At 41.8% G+C, this 16,730-nt stretch carries 14 protein-coding genes; 1 reads left to right on the top strand and 13 read right to left on the bottom strand.

All coding sequences use genetic code 11. The features are described from left to right. Positions 1-63: 63 nt before the first annotated feature. Positions 64-618 (top strand): GTP cyclohydrolase I FolE, encoded by a 555-nt coding sequence (gene folE, locus ABWV72_RS16520; protein WP_216049687.1) that lies wholly within the window; start codon positions 64-66, stop codon positions 616-618. Between the two features lie 78 nt (positions 619-696). Here the strand turns inward: folE and glnG are convergent, their stop codons facing one another. The 13 genes from glnG to nirD all read right to left on the bottom strand — a co-directional run bounded on the left by glnG (position 697) and on the right by nirD (position 16,729). After that, on the bottom strand, positions 697-2,103 hold the full coding sequence (gene glnG / locus ABWV72_RS16515; protein ID WP_216049686.1) for a nitrogen regulation protein NR(I): 1,407 nt from the start codon (positions 2,101-2,103) through the stop codon (positions 697-699). Further along, positions 2,100-3,170 carry a nitrogen regulation protein NR(II) gene (gene glnL / locus ABWV72_RS16510; protein WP_216049685.1) on the bottom strand — a complete coding sequence of 357 codons (1,071 nt, stop codon included), beginning with the start codon at positions 3,168-3,170 and terminating at the stop codon, positions 2,100-2,102. The genes glnG and glnL overlap by 4 nt, the downstream gene beginning before the upstream one ends. Before the next feature lie 100 nt (positions 3,171-3,270). Continuing rightward, the gene (locus tag ABWV72_RS16505) at positions 3,271-3,786 is read right to left on the bottom strand and encodes a DUF4124 domain-containing protein (protein ID WP_216049684.1); all 516 of its coding nucleotides are present in this window, start codon (positions 3,784-3,786) and stop codon (positions 3,271-3,273) included. A gap of 80 nt (positions 3,787-3,866) precedes the next feature. After that, positions 3,867-5,276, bottom strand: coding sequence for a glutamate--ammonia ligase (gene glnA / locus ABWV72_RS16500; RefSeq protein ID WP_342806774.1), 1,410 nt, complete (start codon positions 5,274-5,276; stop codon positions 3,867-3,869). A 306-nt stretch (positions 5,277-5,582) separates the two neighbouring features. Continuing rightward, positions 5,583-6,821 (bottom strand): alginate export family protein, encoded by a 1,239-nt coding sequence (locus ABWV72_RS16495; protein ID WP_252729344.1) that lies wholly within the window; start codon positions 6,819-6,821, stop codon positions 5,583-5,585. Positions 6,822-6,907: 86 nt separating this feature from the next. After that, positions 6,908-7,774, bottom strand: coding sequence for an ABC transporter ATP-binding protein (locus tag ABWV72_RS16490; RefSeq protein ID WP_216049682.1), 867 nt, complete (start codon positions 7,772-7,774; stop codon positions 6,908-6,910). Between the two features lie 13 nt (positions 7,775-7,787). Then, positions 7,788-8,690: an ABC transporter permease gene (locus tag ABWV72_RS16485; RefSeq protein ID WP_436792308.1), complete on the bottom strand. Its 903-nt coding sequence runs from the start codon at positions 8,688-8,690 to the stop codon at positions 7,788-7,790. Between the two features lie 120 nt (positions 8,691-8,810). Continuing rightward, complete coding sequence (locus tag ABWV72_RS16480) at positions 8,811-10,154, bottom strand: CmpA/NrtA family ABC transporter substrate-binding protein (RefSeq protein ID WP_353371871.1); 1,344 nt, start codon at positions 10,152-10,154, stop codon at positions 8,811-8,813. 390 nt (positions 10,155-10,544) lie between these two features. Next, positions 10,545-11,633 (bottom strand): CmpA/NrtA family ABC transporter substrate-binding protein, encoded by a 1,089-nt coding sequence (locus tag ABWV72_RS16475; RefSeq protein WP_353371805.1) that lies wholly within the window; start codon positions 11,631-11,633, stop codon positions 10,545-10,547. Between the two features lie 8 nt (positions 11,634-11,641). Beyond that, entirely contained in the window at positions 11,642-12,256 is a 615-nt protein-coding gene (locus ABWV72_RS16470; protein WP_303501211.1) for an ANTAR domain-containing response regulator, read from the bottom strand. A 172-nt stretch (positions 12,257-12,428) separates the two neighbouring features. Next, positions 12,429-13,478: a glycosyl transferase family protein gene (locus tag ABWV72_RS16465; protein ID WP_353371802.1), complete on the bottom strand. Its 1,050-nt coding sequence runs from the start codon at positions 13,476-13,478 to the stop codon at positions 12,429-12,431. 80 nt (positions 13,479-13,558) lie between these two features. Further along, positions 13,559-16,381, bottom strand: coding sequence for a nitrate reductase (locus ABWV72_RS16460; RefSeq protein ID WP_353371800.1), 2,823 nt, complete (start codon positions 16,379-16,381; stop codon positions 13,559-13,561). Then, positions 16,382-16,729: a nitrite reductase small subunit NirD gene (gene nirD / locus ABWV72_RS16455; protein ID WP_353371798.1), complete on the bottom strand. Its 348-nt coding sequence runs from the start codon at positions 16,727-16,729 to the stop codon at positions 16,382-16,384. Position 16,730: the final 1 nt, after the last annotated feature.

The following is a 16,730-nucleotide window of genomic DNA, read 5'->3' as shown; positions in this document are numbered from 1 at the left end:
GGGCTACTTAACGAAATTTGGCATTCTGAAAAATCAGAATAATGCAAACGAGACCACTAATAAATGTCACAAGAACTACAAGATCATTATGCAAGCATTCTCCAACTTTTAGGAGAAGATACCACTAGAGAAGGTTTGGTTGATACTCCAAAAAGAGCAGCGAAAGCAATGCAGTTCTTAACGGATGGGTATGAAAAAGACATTCAAGGCGTTGTGAACGGAGCCATTTTCGAAGCTGATACAGACGAAATGGTTATCATCCAAGATATCGAGTATTACTCTTTGTGCGAACATCATGTGCTGCCCTTCATTGGACGTTGCCATATTGCATACTTACCAGATGGTAAAGTGCTTGGCTTGTCTAAATTCGCACGAATAGTCGACATGTTTGCTCGCAGATTGCAGATACAAGAAGGACTGACCAAGCAAATTGCTGATGCGGTTTTGGAAGTCACTGGTGCTAAAGGCGTTGGCGTTGTCATGGAAGGTAAACATATGTGTATGATGATGCGTGGAGTGCAAAAACAAAATTCGTCAATGATCACCTCGGTGATGCTTGGTTCATTTAGAACTTCTCAAGCAACTCGAAATGAATTTTTACGCTTAATCGGCAAATAACAAGTAACCAGCATTACTTGAGCTAAAATTAAGGCGCTTTTTTAAGCGCCTTTTTAGTGCTTTGCCAATTGCTTTGATTTACATATCGAGTTCTTTTAGTTTACGGGTTAACGTATTTCTGCCCCAACCAAGCTTTTTAGCTGCATCTTGTTTATGACCGTTAGTATATTGTAAAGCTCTTTCCAACATGATTTTTTCAAAGTCATGGGTGGCTTCATCTAAAATATTCTGACGACCAGAGTGAAGTTGTTTATCAGCCCAGCTAGCCAGTAGCGTTTTCCAATCTCCTTCCTGATTAGCAGATTGCGTACTGGCAGGTTGAGTGCTAATTTCTGGCGGTAAGTCATTAATTAAGATTTCTTGACCACTGGCCATTACCGTTAACCAACGGCACATGTTCTCCAATTGGCGCACATTTCCCGGCCATGATAACTGTGAAAGTACATTGGCGGCTTCTTTACTAAGCGACTTCGCATCCACTTCTAACTCTTTCGCTGCACGACTCAGGAAATGCCTTGCTAACAAAGGTATATCTTCTCGACGTTGAGCCAAGGTCGGAATATGAATTTTAATCACGTTAAGACGGTGGTAGAGGTCTTCGCGAAACTTTCCATCTACAACACGTTGTTCAAGATTTTGATGAGTAGCGGCAATGATTCTTACATTAACGCTAACTGGATTATGCCCGCCTACTCGGTAAAATTGACCATCGGCCAATACGCGCAATAATCGGGTTTGCACATCCAACGGCATATCACCAATTTCATCTAAAAATAGAGTCCCACCATCCGCTTGCTCAAACCTTCCTTGGCGTGCAGATTGCGCGCCTGTAAAAGCCCCTTTTTCATGGCCAAACAATTCAGATTCGATTAGATCTGCGGGAATAGCAGCCATATTCAACGCGATAAAGGTGTTGGCTTTTCGAGGGCTGTGGCGATGCAATGCTTGAGCAACTAGTTCTTTACCTGTTCCTGATTGACCGTTGATCAAAACACTAATACTAGATCTTGATAGCCTTCCAATGGCACGAAAGACCTCTTGCATTGCTGGCGCTTCACCAATAATTTCGGTGTCTTTAACTTCTGGTTCTACTTGACGTTGTGAGTTTTGTTCTCGCGAATGAGCCAATGCGCGCTGGACTAAATTCACCGCTTCATCGATATCAAATGGCTTTGGTAAATATTCAAACGCCCCACTTTGATAAGCATTAACAGCGCTGTCTAGATCTGAATGCGCGGTCATAATAATGACTGGAATATCAGGAAAGTGACGATGCACTTCTTGCAATAACGTCATGCCATCCATTTGTGGCATTTTAATGTCAGAAACGATTACTTCTGGTTGTTGTCCTGAGTGTAACTGCAAAAGTAAATCTTCTGGATTCTCAAAACTAAAACAGGGAATTTGCGCCGACTGCAACGCTTTTTGTAACACCCAACGAATCGAGCTATCGTCATCTACGACCCATACTGGTTCAGCGTTCATTGATTTACGTCCTTTTTCTCTATCGGTAAATAAATTTTAAATGCGGTGTGACCTGGCCAACTTTCAACATCGATCTTGCCTTTATGATGATCCACCAAAGATTGTGCGATGGACAGACCTAAGCCTGTTCCGTTTGATTTCCCTGTTACCATTGGATAAAACAAGGTGTCTTTAAGCTCTACTGGGATCCCGGGACCATTGTCGATAATCTTGATTTGTGCAACTAACGGGTATTTCACGCCGTGTATGGTAAATCGGCGTTTAATTCTGCTACGAATAATAATTTCAGGCTCATCATTGCTTCCGTCTAAAGCCTGAATACTATTAGTGACAATATTTAACACCGCTTGCTGCAACATATCTTGGTCTAAAAACAAGTCAGGGATACTGGGGTCATAATCCCGTTCAATAACGATATTATGAGTGGCATCCAGCTTCACTAAGGTGCGAATTTTCTCTAGTACTTTATGTATGTTCACCCATGCAAAATTGGGCAAAGAATTAGGACCTAACAATCTATCGACCAAATTTCGCAATCTATCTGATTGGCCAATAATAACTTGAGTAAACTCTTTTAACTCAGGGCTATGTAATTCTTTTTCGAGCAATTGAGCAGCCCCACGTACACCACCAAGTGGATTTTTGATTTCATGGGCTAAGCCGCGAATTAACTCTCTAGCAGCTTGAAGTTGAGCCCATTGTTGACTCTCTTGACTGATTCTCTTCTGCTGATCTATCACTTTCATTTCCAGCAGAAGTGCTGGTTTTTGTTCAAACTCAAATGTCGTAACAGTTACATCTGTTAATACATGTCGACCGTCGGAAAAAGCAAATAAAACTTCGCCATCAGAAAATCCTTGATCTCGGTCCATTGCATCCTCTAACCGCGCAAAGGTCACGCTGGAATGAGACACAAACTGAGTCAATGGAAAACCAAGTAATTGATTTTCGCCAAACTCAAGTATCGACTGCGCAGCCAAATTGACGTAGCGGATTGAGAGGTTCTCATCCAACACCAATACAGCGGTGGCTAAGCTTTCCAAAAGGTATTTAAATTGTTCACTCAAAGAATTTCATCCAATAACATTGTTGCACCACATCAGTGCACAACATTAACTTGTTAAAGTCAATGTCAATTAAGAAGCATGCTACAGGCTTCTAAAACGTTTAATTTGGATTGATCAACGTCGAGGCCTGATGCATGTAAAACACTCTAGGCTTAGACAATGCAAGGATCTTGCCTGTATGGTGAATAAATTTTACTTGAATTGAATGTTCTCCCCGCACTACATTCTGTAGCTGAAAAGAAGGGGCTGGACTTGTCTGTACTAACTCACTATCTAAATAAATTTCGAACTTACCATTGCCCACAGGTTCGAGCCTTGCTGAGACTAGAACCTTACCTGAATTGTGACGAATTGTTTCTTCCTCAGCAGGAGATATTATCTCAAGTTGATAATCAGGAAATTCTAAACGACTTTTTTTAACCTGCTTATTGGCTACACCGTTTAGCAAAGAAGGCATAACAGCACTATTAGCATCCTCTAGATCGAGTTGCACAGCACCACTTTGCGGAGTGTCAGTATAAGTAACTGAGCCGTCCGCATTAATCACTTTGTATAGCTTCTCACCATTGGCGGTGACAGCAAACAATAACAGAGAAACAACAATGGTCTTTTTCATACCCTAGAGTGTAGCCTTTTCTAGAACAAAAAAAAGCCCGCAATAATGCGGGCTCGTATAAAAAACAATAACTAAAGCAATTAACAGCTGTAGTACATGCCAAATTCAACTGGGTGAGTTGATGAATTAAGTAACTGAACTTCTTCAGTCTTAAGCGTAATATACGCATCAATCATGTCGTCAGTCATAACGCCACCAGCAGTTAGGAATTCACGATCACTATCCAAAGCTTCAAGGGCTTGCTCTAAAGAACTTGCAACTGTAGGGATATCTGCCGCTTCTTCTGGAGGAAGGTCATAAAGATCTTTATCCATTGCATCGCCAGGGTGAATCTTGTTTTTGATTCCATCAAGGCCGGCCATTAACATTGCAGAGAATGCTAAATATGGGTTAGCTGTTGGGTCAGGGAAACGTACTTCGATACGACGAGCGCGTTCGCTAGTCACATGAGGAATACGGATAGAAGCAGAACGGTTACATGCTGAATATGCCAACATTACCGGAGCTTCGAAGTGAGGTACCAAACGCTTGTACGAGTTAGTAGATGCATTAGCGAATGCATTAATCGCGCGAGCGTGCTTGATGATACCACCAATATAGAACAACGCTTCTTCAGACATACCTGCATATTTATCACCAGCAAAAACGTTTTTACCGTCTTTACTAATTGATTGGTGACAGTGCATACCTGAACCGTTATCACCTACTAGAGGCTTAGGCATAAAGGTCGCTGTTTGACCATAAGCATGTGCCACGTTATGTACTACATACTTATATATTTGAATTTCATCTGCTTTTTTAACTAGTGTGTTAAATAAACAAGCGATTTCGTTTTGACCGGCAGTAGCAACTTCATGGTGATGCGCTTCAACAGTTAAACCCATTTCTTCCATAACCAAGCACATTGCTGCACGTGTGTCATTTGAGGAATCAACTGGAGGAACTGGGAAGTATCCGCCTTTAATGCCTGGACGGTGACCCATGTTGCCACCTTCGAAATCAGCACCTGAGTTCCAAGAAGCTTCTTCAGCATCAATTTTGAAGAACGAACCTGACATATCAGTGTGATATTTCACATCGTCAAACAAGAAAAACTCTGGCTCTGGGCCGAAATAAACTTCGTCACCAATTCCAGTAGATTTTAAATATTCTTCCGCACGACGAGCTACAGAACGAGGATCTCGGTCGTAACCTTGCATAGTTGAAGGCTCAAGTATGTCACAACGAATGTTAATTTGAGTTTCTTCTGCAAAAGGGTCTAGGACAGCAGATTCTGGATCAGGCATAAGCACCATGTCAGATTCATTAATGCCTTTCCATCCAGCGATAGAAGAACCATCAAACATCTTACCTTCTTCAAAGAAGTCTTCAGTTACTTGATGAGTTGGGATAGAAACGTGTTGCTCTTTACCTTTAGTGTCGGTAAAGCGTAGGTCAACAAATTTCGCTTCGGTTTCTTTGATAAGGTCTAAAGCCTTTTCTACTGACATTGTGTCCTCCTGAATATAATCAAAGATTATGGTGTTTTTCAAACTTGCAATACTAGTTGCTGAACTAAGCGATTTTCATGCCATATGCATGATGACCTTAAAATGCCTATTCTATCGTTGAAATGGTGAATTATAGACTCATAACCCACCACTTTCTGCACCACCATGAAGCATCTCCGTCCAATGTGGTGCATTAGTTATTACCTACAACAACTAGTATGCTCAGATTAACCTAATAACAATTAGATAGATGTATTATTTTGATATTTGCTATTACTAACTAATTATCAAAATTGTGCACCTTTATTAAAATTTCGCACCAAGCCACAGCCAAAGTTTATCGGTATCAACCCGGCCGCTCTCACCAGAGTAGGCTGCGTACTTAATTCCCATAGAATAGTTGGCTGATATTTTATAGGCATACTGTAGATCAATTTCACTTCCAAGGTCATCAACAGACTCACTAGCATCATCGGCCTCAAAGTCGTGATAAGTCGCGGTCAAGCTTCCACCAGCCACTTGACCAGATAAAGTCACGGATAAATCCACTAATCCCTCTGCTGGTGTGCCTAAAAAAACATCAGCCCAACCGTTAAACTTATGAAGGGTCGCAAGAGGTGTAGAAAATCCGTAATTGCCGTCATCAGAGCCTAACACTTCATAACCAACTTTTGCAGTCACTCCTGAAAATACACCACCGACTTCTAACATCAAATAATCTGCATCAAAACTAGTGGTGGCTGAATCACTGCTTTGTGTGGCGTATTCAGCTGTATAAATAATCTTGGTATCGGCAACTGAACTGTCGCCGGAAAAGCGAATACCAAAAGTATCTAGAGAATTTTCCACATTATTATCTATCTCTAATAAATATCCATAGGCCGTTATTTTCCCCAAAGAAGAATTATATGAGGCATTTAGTAGGTGATCTTTAGCATCAAAATCAGCCGCCTCAGCAAAAATTCTATTTCGCTGGGTTAGATAAGCATATTTTAAAGAGACCGCTTTTGCTGGGCTATAGTTCACGCTAATACCATCAAAGGTTTGGCGATCCTGACGCCAACCTACGTGTCCGATAAATCGGTGATTATCCATGGTAATAACTTGGCGACCGAGTTTGGCTGTGAAATTGTCTTTGGAGTACTGAATATATCCTTGATCCAATTCTGTGTGCTCAGGGTCTGCAATCACAGAATACATACCGGAGTTGTAACCTGTTGGTCCAACAGTATAGTCCCCTTGCCCCAACACAATGCGAGTATCTTCCACTTCAATCATTGCGGAAAAATTCTTATAGCTAGCCGATTTGTAGCTTAATAATGTGCGTAAGGTTAACGCACTTGCATCTTCAACTGCATTGTCTTGATCAACCGATTCATAACGCAGGTTAAAATTAACCCCAGCGGTGCCGCTTGTCATGGCTTTAGCGATAGATTCTTCAGCATTTACAGAAGCACTAGAAACGCTCAATAAAGCGACTGCTACAGCAACGTTAAGTGTTTTTTTAGTCATAGTTTTCATCATCTTCTCTCTTATTCCAGACATGACTTCGCCGAGACCTTCGACTCGCTATTAAATTTAATGGCTAAAATCGAGGTCTTGGTTTACATGGTATTTAAAGGTTAATGTGATTAAATTTTGTCAGAACCCGTTTTCAAATTTTCAGTGCGTTCACTGCTAACTTTGTTTTTTCGATGAGAGTCCACCGATTCCACTTTTCGCTGCTTTTCATACAAAAATTTGAGTACTTCATGTCGATAGTGGTTGTACTGAGGATTATCAGCCAACTCAATTCGATTTCGCGGTCGCTCTAATTCAACCTGCAAAATTTCACCAATAGTTGCAGCTGGACCATTAGTCATCATCACGATGCGATCGGAGAGTAAAACCGCTTCGTCCACATCATGAGTAATCATGATCACGGTATTTCCCAGTTTGTTGTGAATTTCCATCACTGAGTCTTGCAGGTGAGCACGGGTTAACGCATCGAGTGCTCCGAAAGGCTCATCCATTAACAATACTTTTGGTTGCATAGCCAAAGCTCGAGCAATCCCCACACGCTGTTTCATACCGCCAGATATCTCAGAAGGTAATTTGTCAACGGCGTGACTCATGTGAACTAATTCAAGATTGTGCTCTACCCATTCCTTAATCTCTTTTTTAGAGCGCCCAGAACGCGTTTGTTTAACCGCTAACTCAACATTTTTATAAGCAGACAACCAAGGTAGAAGAGAATGATTTTGAAATACAACGGCCCGTTCAGGACCAGGTTCATTCACTTCCTGACCTTCAAGTATCACTCCACCAGTTGTGGCTTGATACAGTCCGGCAATGAGGTTCAGTACTGTCGATTTGCCGCATCCCGAATGACCAATCAAGGATATAAACTCACCTTTCTGAATTTTAAGATTGACATCTTGCAAAGCAGTAAAAGGCCCTTTGGGAGTAGGAAAATCTATAGCTACTTGCGTTAATTCAAGTTGATGTTTAAACGTCATGTTAATTTCCTCTTTAGCGTAAGGTCGCTGACTTGTCCCAACTTACCCATTTCTGAAGCTGCAACATTAATCGATCGAGTATGAAACCTATGATTCCAATAGTGAGTACCGCAACCATAATACGAGCCAAAGATTCAGAACTACCATTTTGAAATTCATCCCAAACAAACTTTCCAAGTCCCGGATTTTGCGCCAACATCTCTGCGGCAATCAAAACCATCCAGCCAATTCCCAGAGAAAGACGCAAGCCAGTAAAAATAGCAGGGATAGAGGAAGGCATAACAATTTTCAAGACATGCTGTATGGGATTTAATCTCAGTACTTTACTTACATTGATTAAGTCCTTATCAATACTCGACACGCCTACTGCAGTATTAATCAAGGTCGGCCATAAACAACACAGCGCCACTGTTGCAGCAGAGGTAATAAAAGACTTTGAGAACATAGGGTCATCCGACACATATGCGGCACTTACCACCATAGTAACTAGCGGCAGCCACGCAAGGGGGGAAATCGGCTTGAATAGCTGTATTAAAGGGTTTATTGCCGCATAAGAAGATTTGCTTAAACCGCACAGTATGCCTAATGGAACCGCAATTAACGACGCCATAATAAAGCCAACCATGACCGTATAAAGGCTAGTCCAAATTTGTTGAAAGAACGTTGGAGCGCCAGTAAAAGCACGGATTTTTGGTTGATAGGTGGGATCCTTCGCTACCCGTTCAGCATTGCGTTTTTGTTGTCGTTCATAAAATTCAGTGGCTTTATTTTTCTGCGCATAATGCTCATCGACTAACACAGTAGCTTGCTCCCAAACAGCTGCGGTGCCAGGAAACTGCCCCAGTGAGGTATCAATATTTTTCGCCATAGCGTTCCATAAGCCAATAAACAACACCAATCCGATTAATGGCAACATAATCGTTTTTAATAACCCTGTTAGCTTTGCTAAATCAACGCTAGTTTGCTTCTCAGTTAGCATAGGAATAGCTGCTTGTTTCGACATTTTCTTTCTCCGTCAGGTCAAATCACTTAAGCCCTAGAGCTTAGTGCTGCCTTTTAATCCAATGTTGAATTTATCCAAATAAGCATTTGGCTGAGTTCCGTCATACACAATATTGTCGATAAAGTGTTTCTGAGCCGGTTTGTAGCCTGTTTCAGTGGCAAACTCAGGGAAGTCTTTCGCTGATGCTTTGCCTTCAGCGATTAGGGCTTTTGCAGCTTGCGCGTAAATGTCTGGGCGATACACTTGCTTAGCAATATCTTTGTACCAAGAGTCAGATTTTTGCTCGCTAATTTGGCCCCAACGACGCATTTGAGTTAAGTACCATATGGCGTCACTGTAGAATGGATAAGTCGCGTTGTAACGGAAGAAAACATTGAAATCAGGCACCTCTCGCTTGTCGCCTTTTTCATATTCAAAAGTACCTACCATACTGTTTGCAATTACTTCAGCGTCAGCACCAACATAAGCACTCTTGGCTAGAATTTTGACAGCTTCAGGGCGGTTCGCATTATTGTTTTCATCTAACCATATGGCTGCGCGAATCATCGCTTTAACCACGCGGATATGAGTATTCGGATTTTCCTCAGCCCATTTTTTACTTACACCAAAGACTTTCTCTGGATTGTTTTTCCAAATCTCATAATCAGTTACTACCGGAACACCAATACCTTTAAAAACAGCCTGTTGATTCCAAGGTTCGCCAACGCAATATCCTTCAATTGTTCCAGCTTCCATTGTGGCAGGCATTTGTGGTGGAGGCGTTACCGAAAGTAAAGCGTCTGCGTTAATCTGCCCACTGGTGTCGCCTTTATGGGGCGCATAATAACCAGGGTGAATATTACCGGCAGCTAACCAATAACGAAGCTCATAGTTGTGCGTGGATACGGGGAATACCATCCCCATGTTGAAAGGTTTACCGGCATTTTTAAAACCATCAATTACCGGCTTCAAAGCATCGGCTTTAATCGGATGCACAGGTTTACCATTTTCATGGGGAATATGGGGTTTCATTTGTTTCCAAATGTCATTGGAAACAGTAATGGCGTTGCCATTTAAATCCATACTGAAAGCAGTAATAATATCGGCTTGAGTACCAAAGCCGATAGTCGCCCCTAATGGCTGACCCGCTAACATATGCGCGCCGTCCAATTGCCCATCAATGACTCTGTCGAGCAAAACTTTCCAATTTGCTTGCGCTTCTAAAGTGACATATAACCCTTCATCCTCGAAAAATCGCTTTTCGTAGGCTATGGCGAGCGGCGCCATATCAGTTAACTTAATGAATCCAAATTTCAGTTCTTCTTTTTCTGGGTAACCCACTTCCTGAGCATGCAAACTTGTGCTGCCAATCACCACGGCGATAGGGGCCAAAATCATGGTTTTTCGAATCGATGATACCAACTTGATAACTGCACCCGACCATTTTGTTAAAGACATAATCTACTCCGAATTTTTTCCAAAAAAAAACCCACGTCAACTCCAAAAACTTGAAGTTCACGTGGGCTACTTTGCCGTATCAAATAACTGCAACTCTGCAGTCAGGTGACATTATGTTAGATGGACAACGCTTAGGTTATTATTATTGCTTTAAGCTATTGTCACGAGCGTTACTAAGCATTACTGATGCCAACTTTAATTTTTTATATTTATCAATAACTTATGAAATACTATGGTTTGTGTATCACTGCTCAAAAGCCATAGTAGTGCAAATTGCACTATGAAATTGCCTCATAAAAGTGCTTTCCTCGCACTTTTTTAGTATTGGCACTAACCAAGAGCATTTAAAAGAGGCGCGATTTGGCGATAAATATCACTACGATAAATACCTTCAATACACCCTTTAGTGTTTATATTGTCAGCAATTTGACCGCTACTTTTCATTTTCTGCAATAACCATTGTCCATACTCAACATCAGGGTTGTTCACATCATTCCCATCGACTGTAGTTGAAAATTGATTATAAGAAGGCACTGAGCGTGGAGAAAGCTTAGCTTGGGTTAAACAACTACCTAAAAGAGATGGGGTAATTATCTCCAAAGGTTCCCCTAAGAATCCTTCTTGACTCATCATCACCGCGGTTTCAAAACGATTAGGTACAGAGTCTAACCAATTGCAGGCTTGTTTTAGGGCTGCACAAGTTGCAAGAACAGTATTCGGTTTGCTTTCGACAAAAGAAGACAGAAATCCGAGGACTTTTTCTGGAGAGTCTTGCCATATATCGGATGAAGTAACTACTGTCACCCCGCAATTACCACGCACAGCTTTTGCGTTCCATGGGCCGCCAACACAAAAACCATCGATGTCGCCATTTAACATGGAATCGACCATATTAATTGGTGGGACCACGCTGATGTTCACATCGTCAAAGCTGATCCCGCCACTGAGCAACCAGTCTTTAAGTTGATAATGATGACAGCTATACGGAAACACAGTCGCAAAAGACAGTTTGTCTTTGTTTTCTTGAACGCGATAATCAATCACGTTTTTTAGTAATTTAGCGTCCAGGGGAAATGCCAATTGAAAGATTTTGTTAACCGCCAATACTTCTTCAATCAAGGCTTCAGACAATGTAATGCCATTCCCATTTTGACTTAACACCATGGGTGTCACCACATGAATGGGTGAGACTCCCAAACCTAAAGTGCTGGCAATGGGCATTGGGGCGAGCATTTGTGCCGCATCCAAGATCCCTGCATGTAATTTATCCCGTAACGTCGCCCAAGAATTTTGTTTTTGCAGAGTAACGTCTAATCCCCAATTTTCGAAGTAACCGAGATTTTTTGCCACTACAAAAGGAGCGCAATCGGTAAGGGGGCTAAATCCGAGGGTTAATTTTGTTTTTTCAGGTTTAATCATGATTTGCTTTACAACGAGTTAAACATCGAAATGATGGTCTTGGCCACATCATCTAGCTTTTGACCGGTATCCATAGCCGTTTTTCGCATGGTATGGAACGCTTGATCTTCACTGATATTTTTATTTTTCATTAGTATACGTTTAGCCTGGTCAATATTCTTTCGAGAGGTAAGTTGCTGTTTGGTGTCGATTAATTCGGTTTTTAATTTTTGGAATTCTCGAAATCTAGCCACAGCGGCATCTAAGATAGGTTTCACTCGATGGGGTTCGAGATCCCCCACCACATATGCACTAACACCAGATTCAATGCTCTGGTTGATGGTGTCTGTGTCTTCTTCACTAGAAAACATCACAACAGGTTTGGGATCAATATTTTTAATAGTGTGCAGGCTTTCCAGAATATCACGACTAGGTGACTCAATATCAATAACGATAATATCCGGCTGCAACTGGTCTACTTGCTTTAATAAAGTGCCGGATGGACTAGCTAAATGACTAATTTCATAGCGAGAATTTCCCAGCGCTGCGGTTACCAAGTCTGCTCGATGTGTATTTTCGTCGATTAGCAGAATCCGTAAGTTCTTCGCGCTGTGAGCTACATTTTTTTTGTCTTTATTACTCACCAAAACTCATTTCCAGCTCTGAATTGAAGAGGTTACTATCGGTAAGCGAAGGAAGAGCAATCTCCACACCATAAATATATAACCAAGATATTCAATTACTTACAATTATTCATCTAATTAAATCACATAAACTTATGTAATAACCGTGCAACCGCACCAACTGAGTGCAAAACTAATGAGCGTAGTGTTTACCGGTTGTATCAAATAACGGATTTTCAACTGTTTTTTGCAGGCTCGTTGCTGGCCATACTTTATTGCGCATTGACCACAAAGCTTTCGCTTGATTCAAGGCCTCTGACCAATCAAGGTCTTCCATAAGCACCAGCATAATACTGAGCGTTCCAATCACTGCATCATGGGCATAAGTATTTTCTTTACCTTCCCAGAACTCAATTAATTCACTAGCAATGAGTTGTCGTGGTTTCGTCATTCTGCTTTCGTTAAATGCCTCAACGTTAATCACTTTATGTTCGGTATTTCGGCAAATATGTAGGGCAACGTCGCGCTCGGGATTAAATTCAATTTCGCCTCCTTCGCCTCTAAAACACAACATATTTGGATCTTCTAATAACGCCGCGGTTAGACGATGTTTTTCATCTACTTGACGATGAAACACCCCTTGTAAACTAAAGTTAGCTTTCGACGGATTAAGAATTCTCGCTAAGGTGTTAGCGCAGGAACGAAGTCCGAATTGAGCCCGTAGCTGAATTATTTTATCCAACTGCGGATTCACTTGTTCCAATTCCATATAACTAAATCCAAGGGTGGCAAGTTGTTCGGCAACCATTTGAGTTGAAGTTGCGACACTGAAACCTAAATGTGGCATCACTTCATTCAAATATAATCGTTTAGAGTCCGGCTCATTAGTGCCGTGTAGAAAAATTCGTTTCCCTTGTTGAGCCAATACTAAAACCGCCAATAAAAACCAAGGTAACTGTCGTCTTTTCCCAGCGTAACAACCCATGTCTAAATCTACATGTAGTGAATCTAAGCCAGCAATAGTATGTTGTCGAAATGCTTGGGTAAAACCAGCTAACTCCTCTGGCGTCTCCTCTCTCACTCGCAGCAACATAAGAAAAGCCCCTTTTTGTTCAGGCGTCACACGTTCTTCGATTACCATCGTCATAGCATCAAATGCTTCTTGTTGAGTTAAGGTACGCCCTGCTCTCTGGCCTCTGCCAATGATCCGGATAAAATGTTTAAATTCCTGATTTTCGTTCATTCGAGTAATGTACCTTAGTCGACTATTGCGTTGCGAGCTGGGATAGCAAGGAGCTAAAATTTAGATGCATAAAATACATTTTATGTTCCGGTTTGCAAAGGTTTAAGTTCAGCATCGAGAATAGTTATATTTCCCTCATAAGTATGGCTTTTAACTAATTGCTTAAGCTCTGTTTTACAGGAACCACAGTTAGTACCACATTTTAGTTCATCACCTAATTTATCTACCGAATTACAGCCCTGCTTTATTGCCTCTACAATGGTGTTTTCTCCGACTTTGAAGCAGCTACATATCAATCGACCTTGAGCGAACGCTGGATCTGGTGTAGCCCTCAATAACGCCGATTTCTGTTCATCTAGTAACGCCGTTTGCTGCAACAAACTATTTATCCAATTAACATCCATTTGCGGGGCATTGGAGTCCCAAAATAGAGCTAAATCTAAACCACCATCGCGGAGTGCGAAAATATTTCTTTTGTCGCCCAGCTCCGTTTTTTGCCGGGAAGAAAACCACTCTGTGCATAATGGTAAGTTAACCTGCAATTCAGAGACCATTTCAGCATTATCTGAAGCAAAATAAACTAAATACCCCTGATCGATAGCAATTTCGCTCCAATATTCGGCGACTTGATTCAACAACCTATGGTCTAGCTTTTTTCGAGTAAATAGTTGACCATGCAGTGGATAGTTACACAACTTCACATTCACCGCAGAATGTTTTAATTCGGGCTGGCCAGAAACCGCATCTGAAGCATCAGAGTAGAGAGCTGCGATAGCGGAAGAGGATGAATTAGTGCCACTCCAATGAATAGGCGCAAACAACTCCCCTGTTCGTTGTTGTGGCTGCAGTTTAACCGGCATTATGACTTTTTTATGTTGCTCAGTTTGTGCGTGCTTTTGCGAAATGGCAGAGGTTATTTCTAGGAAATCTCCATCACATATTCCATTTTGTTTGGCATCAAGGGGGTGCATATGCACAAAAGCGCGGTCAATGTGGCCAGTCAATTCGGCTGTTTTTCCAGTACGAGTCATGGTATGCCATTGATCTCTAATACGACCACTATTTAAAACAAATGGAAAGTCCGCACTGGTAGCTACTTCGGGGGCTTTAGGTTGCAGTGCAATAAATTGTGCCTTTTTAGACGCAGTATAGAACTGCCCATCGGTAAATAGTCGTTGAGTGCCAGAGCGATTGTTTGCATTAATCGGCCATTGAACCGGCTTTAATCTGTCATATTCTTTTTCACTTATGTGCTGCAAAGCCGACAAGTCGAGGGCCCTGAGTCCATGATTTTTATAAGCGGTTAAACCTGCGTGTTCACGAAATATTTCGGATGGGTTGAGATAGTTAAAACCTTGTTCGAATCCCATAGCTTTAGCAACGTCACAAATAATCTGCCAATCATGCTTGGCAAGTCCTGGCGCAGATAAAATGCCCCGCTGTCGAGAAATACGCCGCTCTGAATTGGTGACTGTGCCATTTTTTTCTGACCAACCTGTAGCAGGTAGCACGACATCGGCCATCGCTAGTGTGTCATTTTTTGCCACACAATCAGACACCACTACAAACTCACATTTTTGCAAAGCGCTAGCTATTTTTCCTCGATTTGGCATGCTCACCATGGGATTTGTTGCCATGATCCAAATCGCCTTAATATTGCCTTTATGCACCTCGTCGAACATATCTACAGCTTTCATGCCAATAGTTTTTGGAATAGCTGGCGATTGCCAATAAGATTGTACGATTTGTTGATGCTGCGGATTATCGATGTCCATATGCGCGGCGAGCATATTGGCCAAGCCGCCCACTTCCCTGCCGCCCATTGCGTTTGGCTGTCCTGTGAGGGAAAACGGACCACAACCTTCTCGTCCCAACTTGCCACTGGCTAGATGACAATTAATGATGCTGTTAGCTTTATCGGTGCCAGAGCTGGACTGATTTACTCCCATAGTATAGGCCGATACAGCTTTATCTGAATCTGCGAATAAAGCATAAAACTTGGCAACGTCGATTAAAGGGATATCACAAACTTGCGCGACCTTTTCTAATGTCCATTGTTTTGCACAGTCTAAAGCTGCATCAAAACCTTCTGTATTAGCATCGATATAATTTTGATCTAGCTTGTTATGCTGCTTTAAGTAATGTAATAAACCATTAAATAACGCGGTGTCTGTACCTGATTTTATTGCCAAGTGGAGATCTGCAATCTCGCCAGTGCCAGTTTGGCGAGGATCAATAGTGACAATCTTCATTGCTGGATTTAGCTTTTTGGCACGTTCTATTCGTTGAAATAGAACGGGGTGCGTCCAAGCAGCATTAGAGCCAATAAAAACAATAAGATCAGCAAGCTCTAAATCTTCATAATTGCACGGTACTGCATCTGCGCCAAACGCACGCTTATATGCAGATACGGCTGATGACATGCACAAACGTGAATTGGTATCGATATTTGCGGTACCAATGTAGCCTTTCATTAATTTGTTGGCGACATAGTAATCTTCTGTCAATAATTGACCTGAGACGTAGAAGGCAACAGCACCGGGTCCGTGCTCAGCAATAATTTGACTAAATTTGTTAGCGACATGCTGTGTAGCTTGTTGCCAATCGACATCTTGACCTTGGATTTTAGGACTCAATAAACGTCCTTCAAGGCCATTAGTTTCTAGAAGTTTACTGCCTTTAACACATAACCGTCCAAAATTAGCCGGATGATCAGAGGAGCCATTCACTTGGTTTAATCGATACTCCCCGCCGTCGGCAGGTTTCTCGACCTGAACGTCGACACCACAACCGACACCACAATAAGGACATGTGGTTTTTGCCAGTGTTGGCGATGGTTGACAATCAAAAGCTCGATCGTTTTCGGTCGCAACTATTGAACTACGCGGAATATGAGCACTCATTTAATTCACTAATTGAAGCTGGACTTGTTGATCAACAATACGTGCTGGATAAACCGCAATTTTTACGCTTTCGTCATCTACACACTCTCCAGAGATAAGTTTAAAACGCTGCTTATACAATGGTGACGCGACAAAAGGTTCATTGGATACAGAGCCCACTAAACCTCGGTACATGACATTAGCTTTACCGATAGGATCCCAATTACTCACGGCATAAAGACTTAGTTTATCGCCCTGACAAATTTTGAATATTGCCACTTGTACGTCGTTGACTAGGGCACATACACCGGAATTATCAACCAAGTCGTTAGGTTCACACACGTTAATCCAATTATCACTCATGCTCATA

Source organism: Aliiglaciecola sp. NS0011-25 (assembly GCF_040370605.1).
GTDB classification, from domain to species: domain Bacteria; phylum Pseudomonadota; class Gammaproteobacteria; order Enterobacterales; family Alteromonadaceae; genus Aliiglaciecola; species Aliiglaciecola lipolytica_A.
The sequence above is the reverse complement of the archived record's forward strand: the minus strand, read 5'-3'. Positions and strand labels throughout refer to the sequence as shown.

What these genes read in the sequence shown, in the direction of transcription:
- ABWV72_RS16490 (WP_216049682.1), bottom strand. Translation starts at nt 7,774, where the DNA reads ATGACGTTTAAACATCAACTTGAATTAACGCAAGTAGCTATAGATTTT.
- glnA (WP_342806774.1), bottom strand. Translation starts at nt 5,276, where the DNA reads ATGTCAGTAGAAAAGGCTTTAGACCTTATCAAAGAAACCGAAGCGAAA.
- ABWV72_RS16480 (WP_353371871.1), bottom strand. Translation starts at nt 10,154, where the DNA reads ATGATTTTGGCCCCTATCGCCGTGGTGATTGGCAGCACAAGTTTGCAT.
- ABWV72_RS16460 (WP_353371800.1), bottom strand. Translation starts at nt 16,381, where the DNA reads ATGAGTGCTCATATTCCGCGTAGTTCAATAGTTGCGACCGAAAACGAT.
- nirD (WP_353371798.1), bottom strand. Translation starts at nt 16,729, where the DNA reads ATGAGCATGAGTGATAATTGGATTAACGTGTGTGAACCTAACGACTTG.
- glnG (WP_216049686.1), bottom strand. Translation starts at nt 2,103, where the DNA reads ATGAACGCTGAACCAGTATGGGTCGTAGATGACGATAGCTCGATTCGT.
- ABWV72_RS16505 (WP_216049684.1), bottom strand. Translation starts at nt 3,786, where the DNA reads ATGAAAAAGACCATTGTTGTTTCTCTGTTATTGTTTGCTGTCACCGCC.
- ABWV72_RS16485 (WP_436792308.1), bottom strand. Translation starts at nt 8,690, where the DNA reads ATGTTGCCATTAATCGGATTGGTGTTGTTTATTGGCTTATGGAACGCT.
- ABWV72_RS16495 (WP_252729344.1), bottom strand. Translation starts at nt 6,821, where the DNA reads ATGTCTGGAATAAGAGAGAAGATGATGAAAACTATGACTAAAAAAACA.
- ABWV72_RS16475 (WP_353371805.1), bottom strand. Translation starts at nt 11,633, where the DNA reads ATGATTAAACCTGAAAAAACAAAATTAACCCTCGGATTTAGCCCCCTT.
- folE (WP_216049687.1), top strand. Translation starts at nt 64, where the DNA reads ATGTCACAAGAACTACAAGATCATTATGCAAGCATTCTCCAACTTTTA.
- ABWV72_RS16465 (WP_353371802.1), bottom strand. Translation starts at nt 13,478, where the DNA reads ATGAACGAAAATCAGGAATTTAAACATTTTATCCGGATCATTGGCAGA.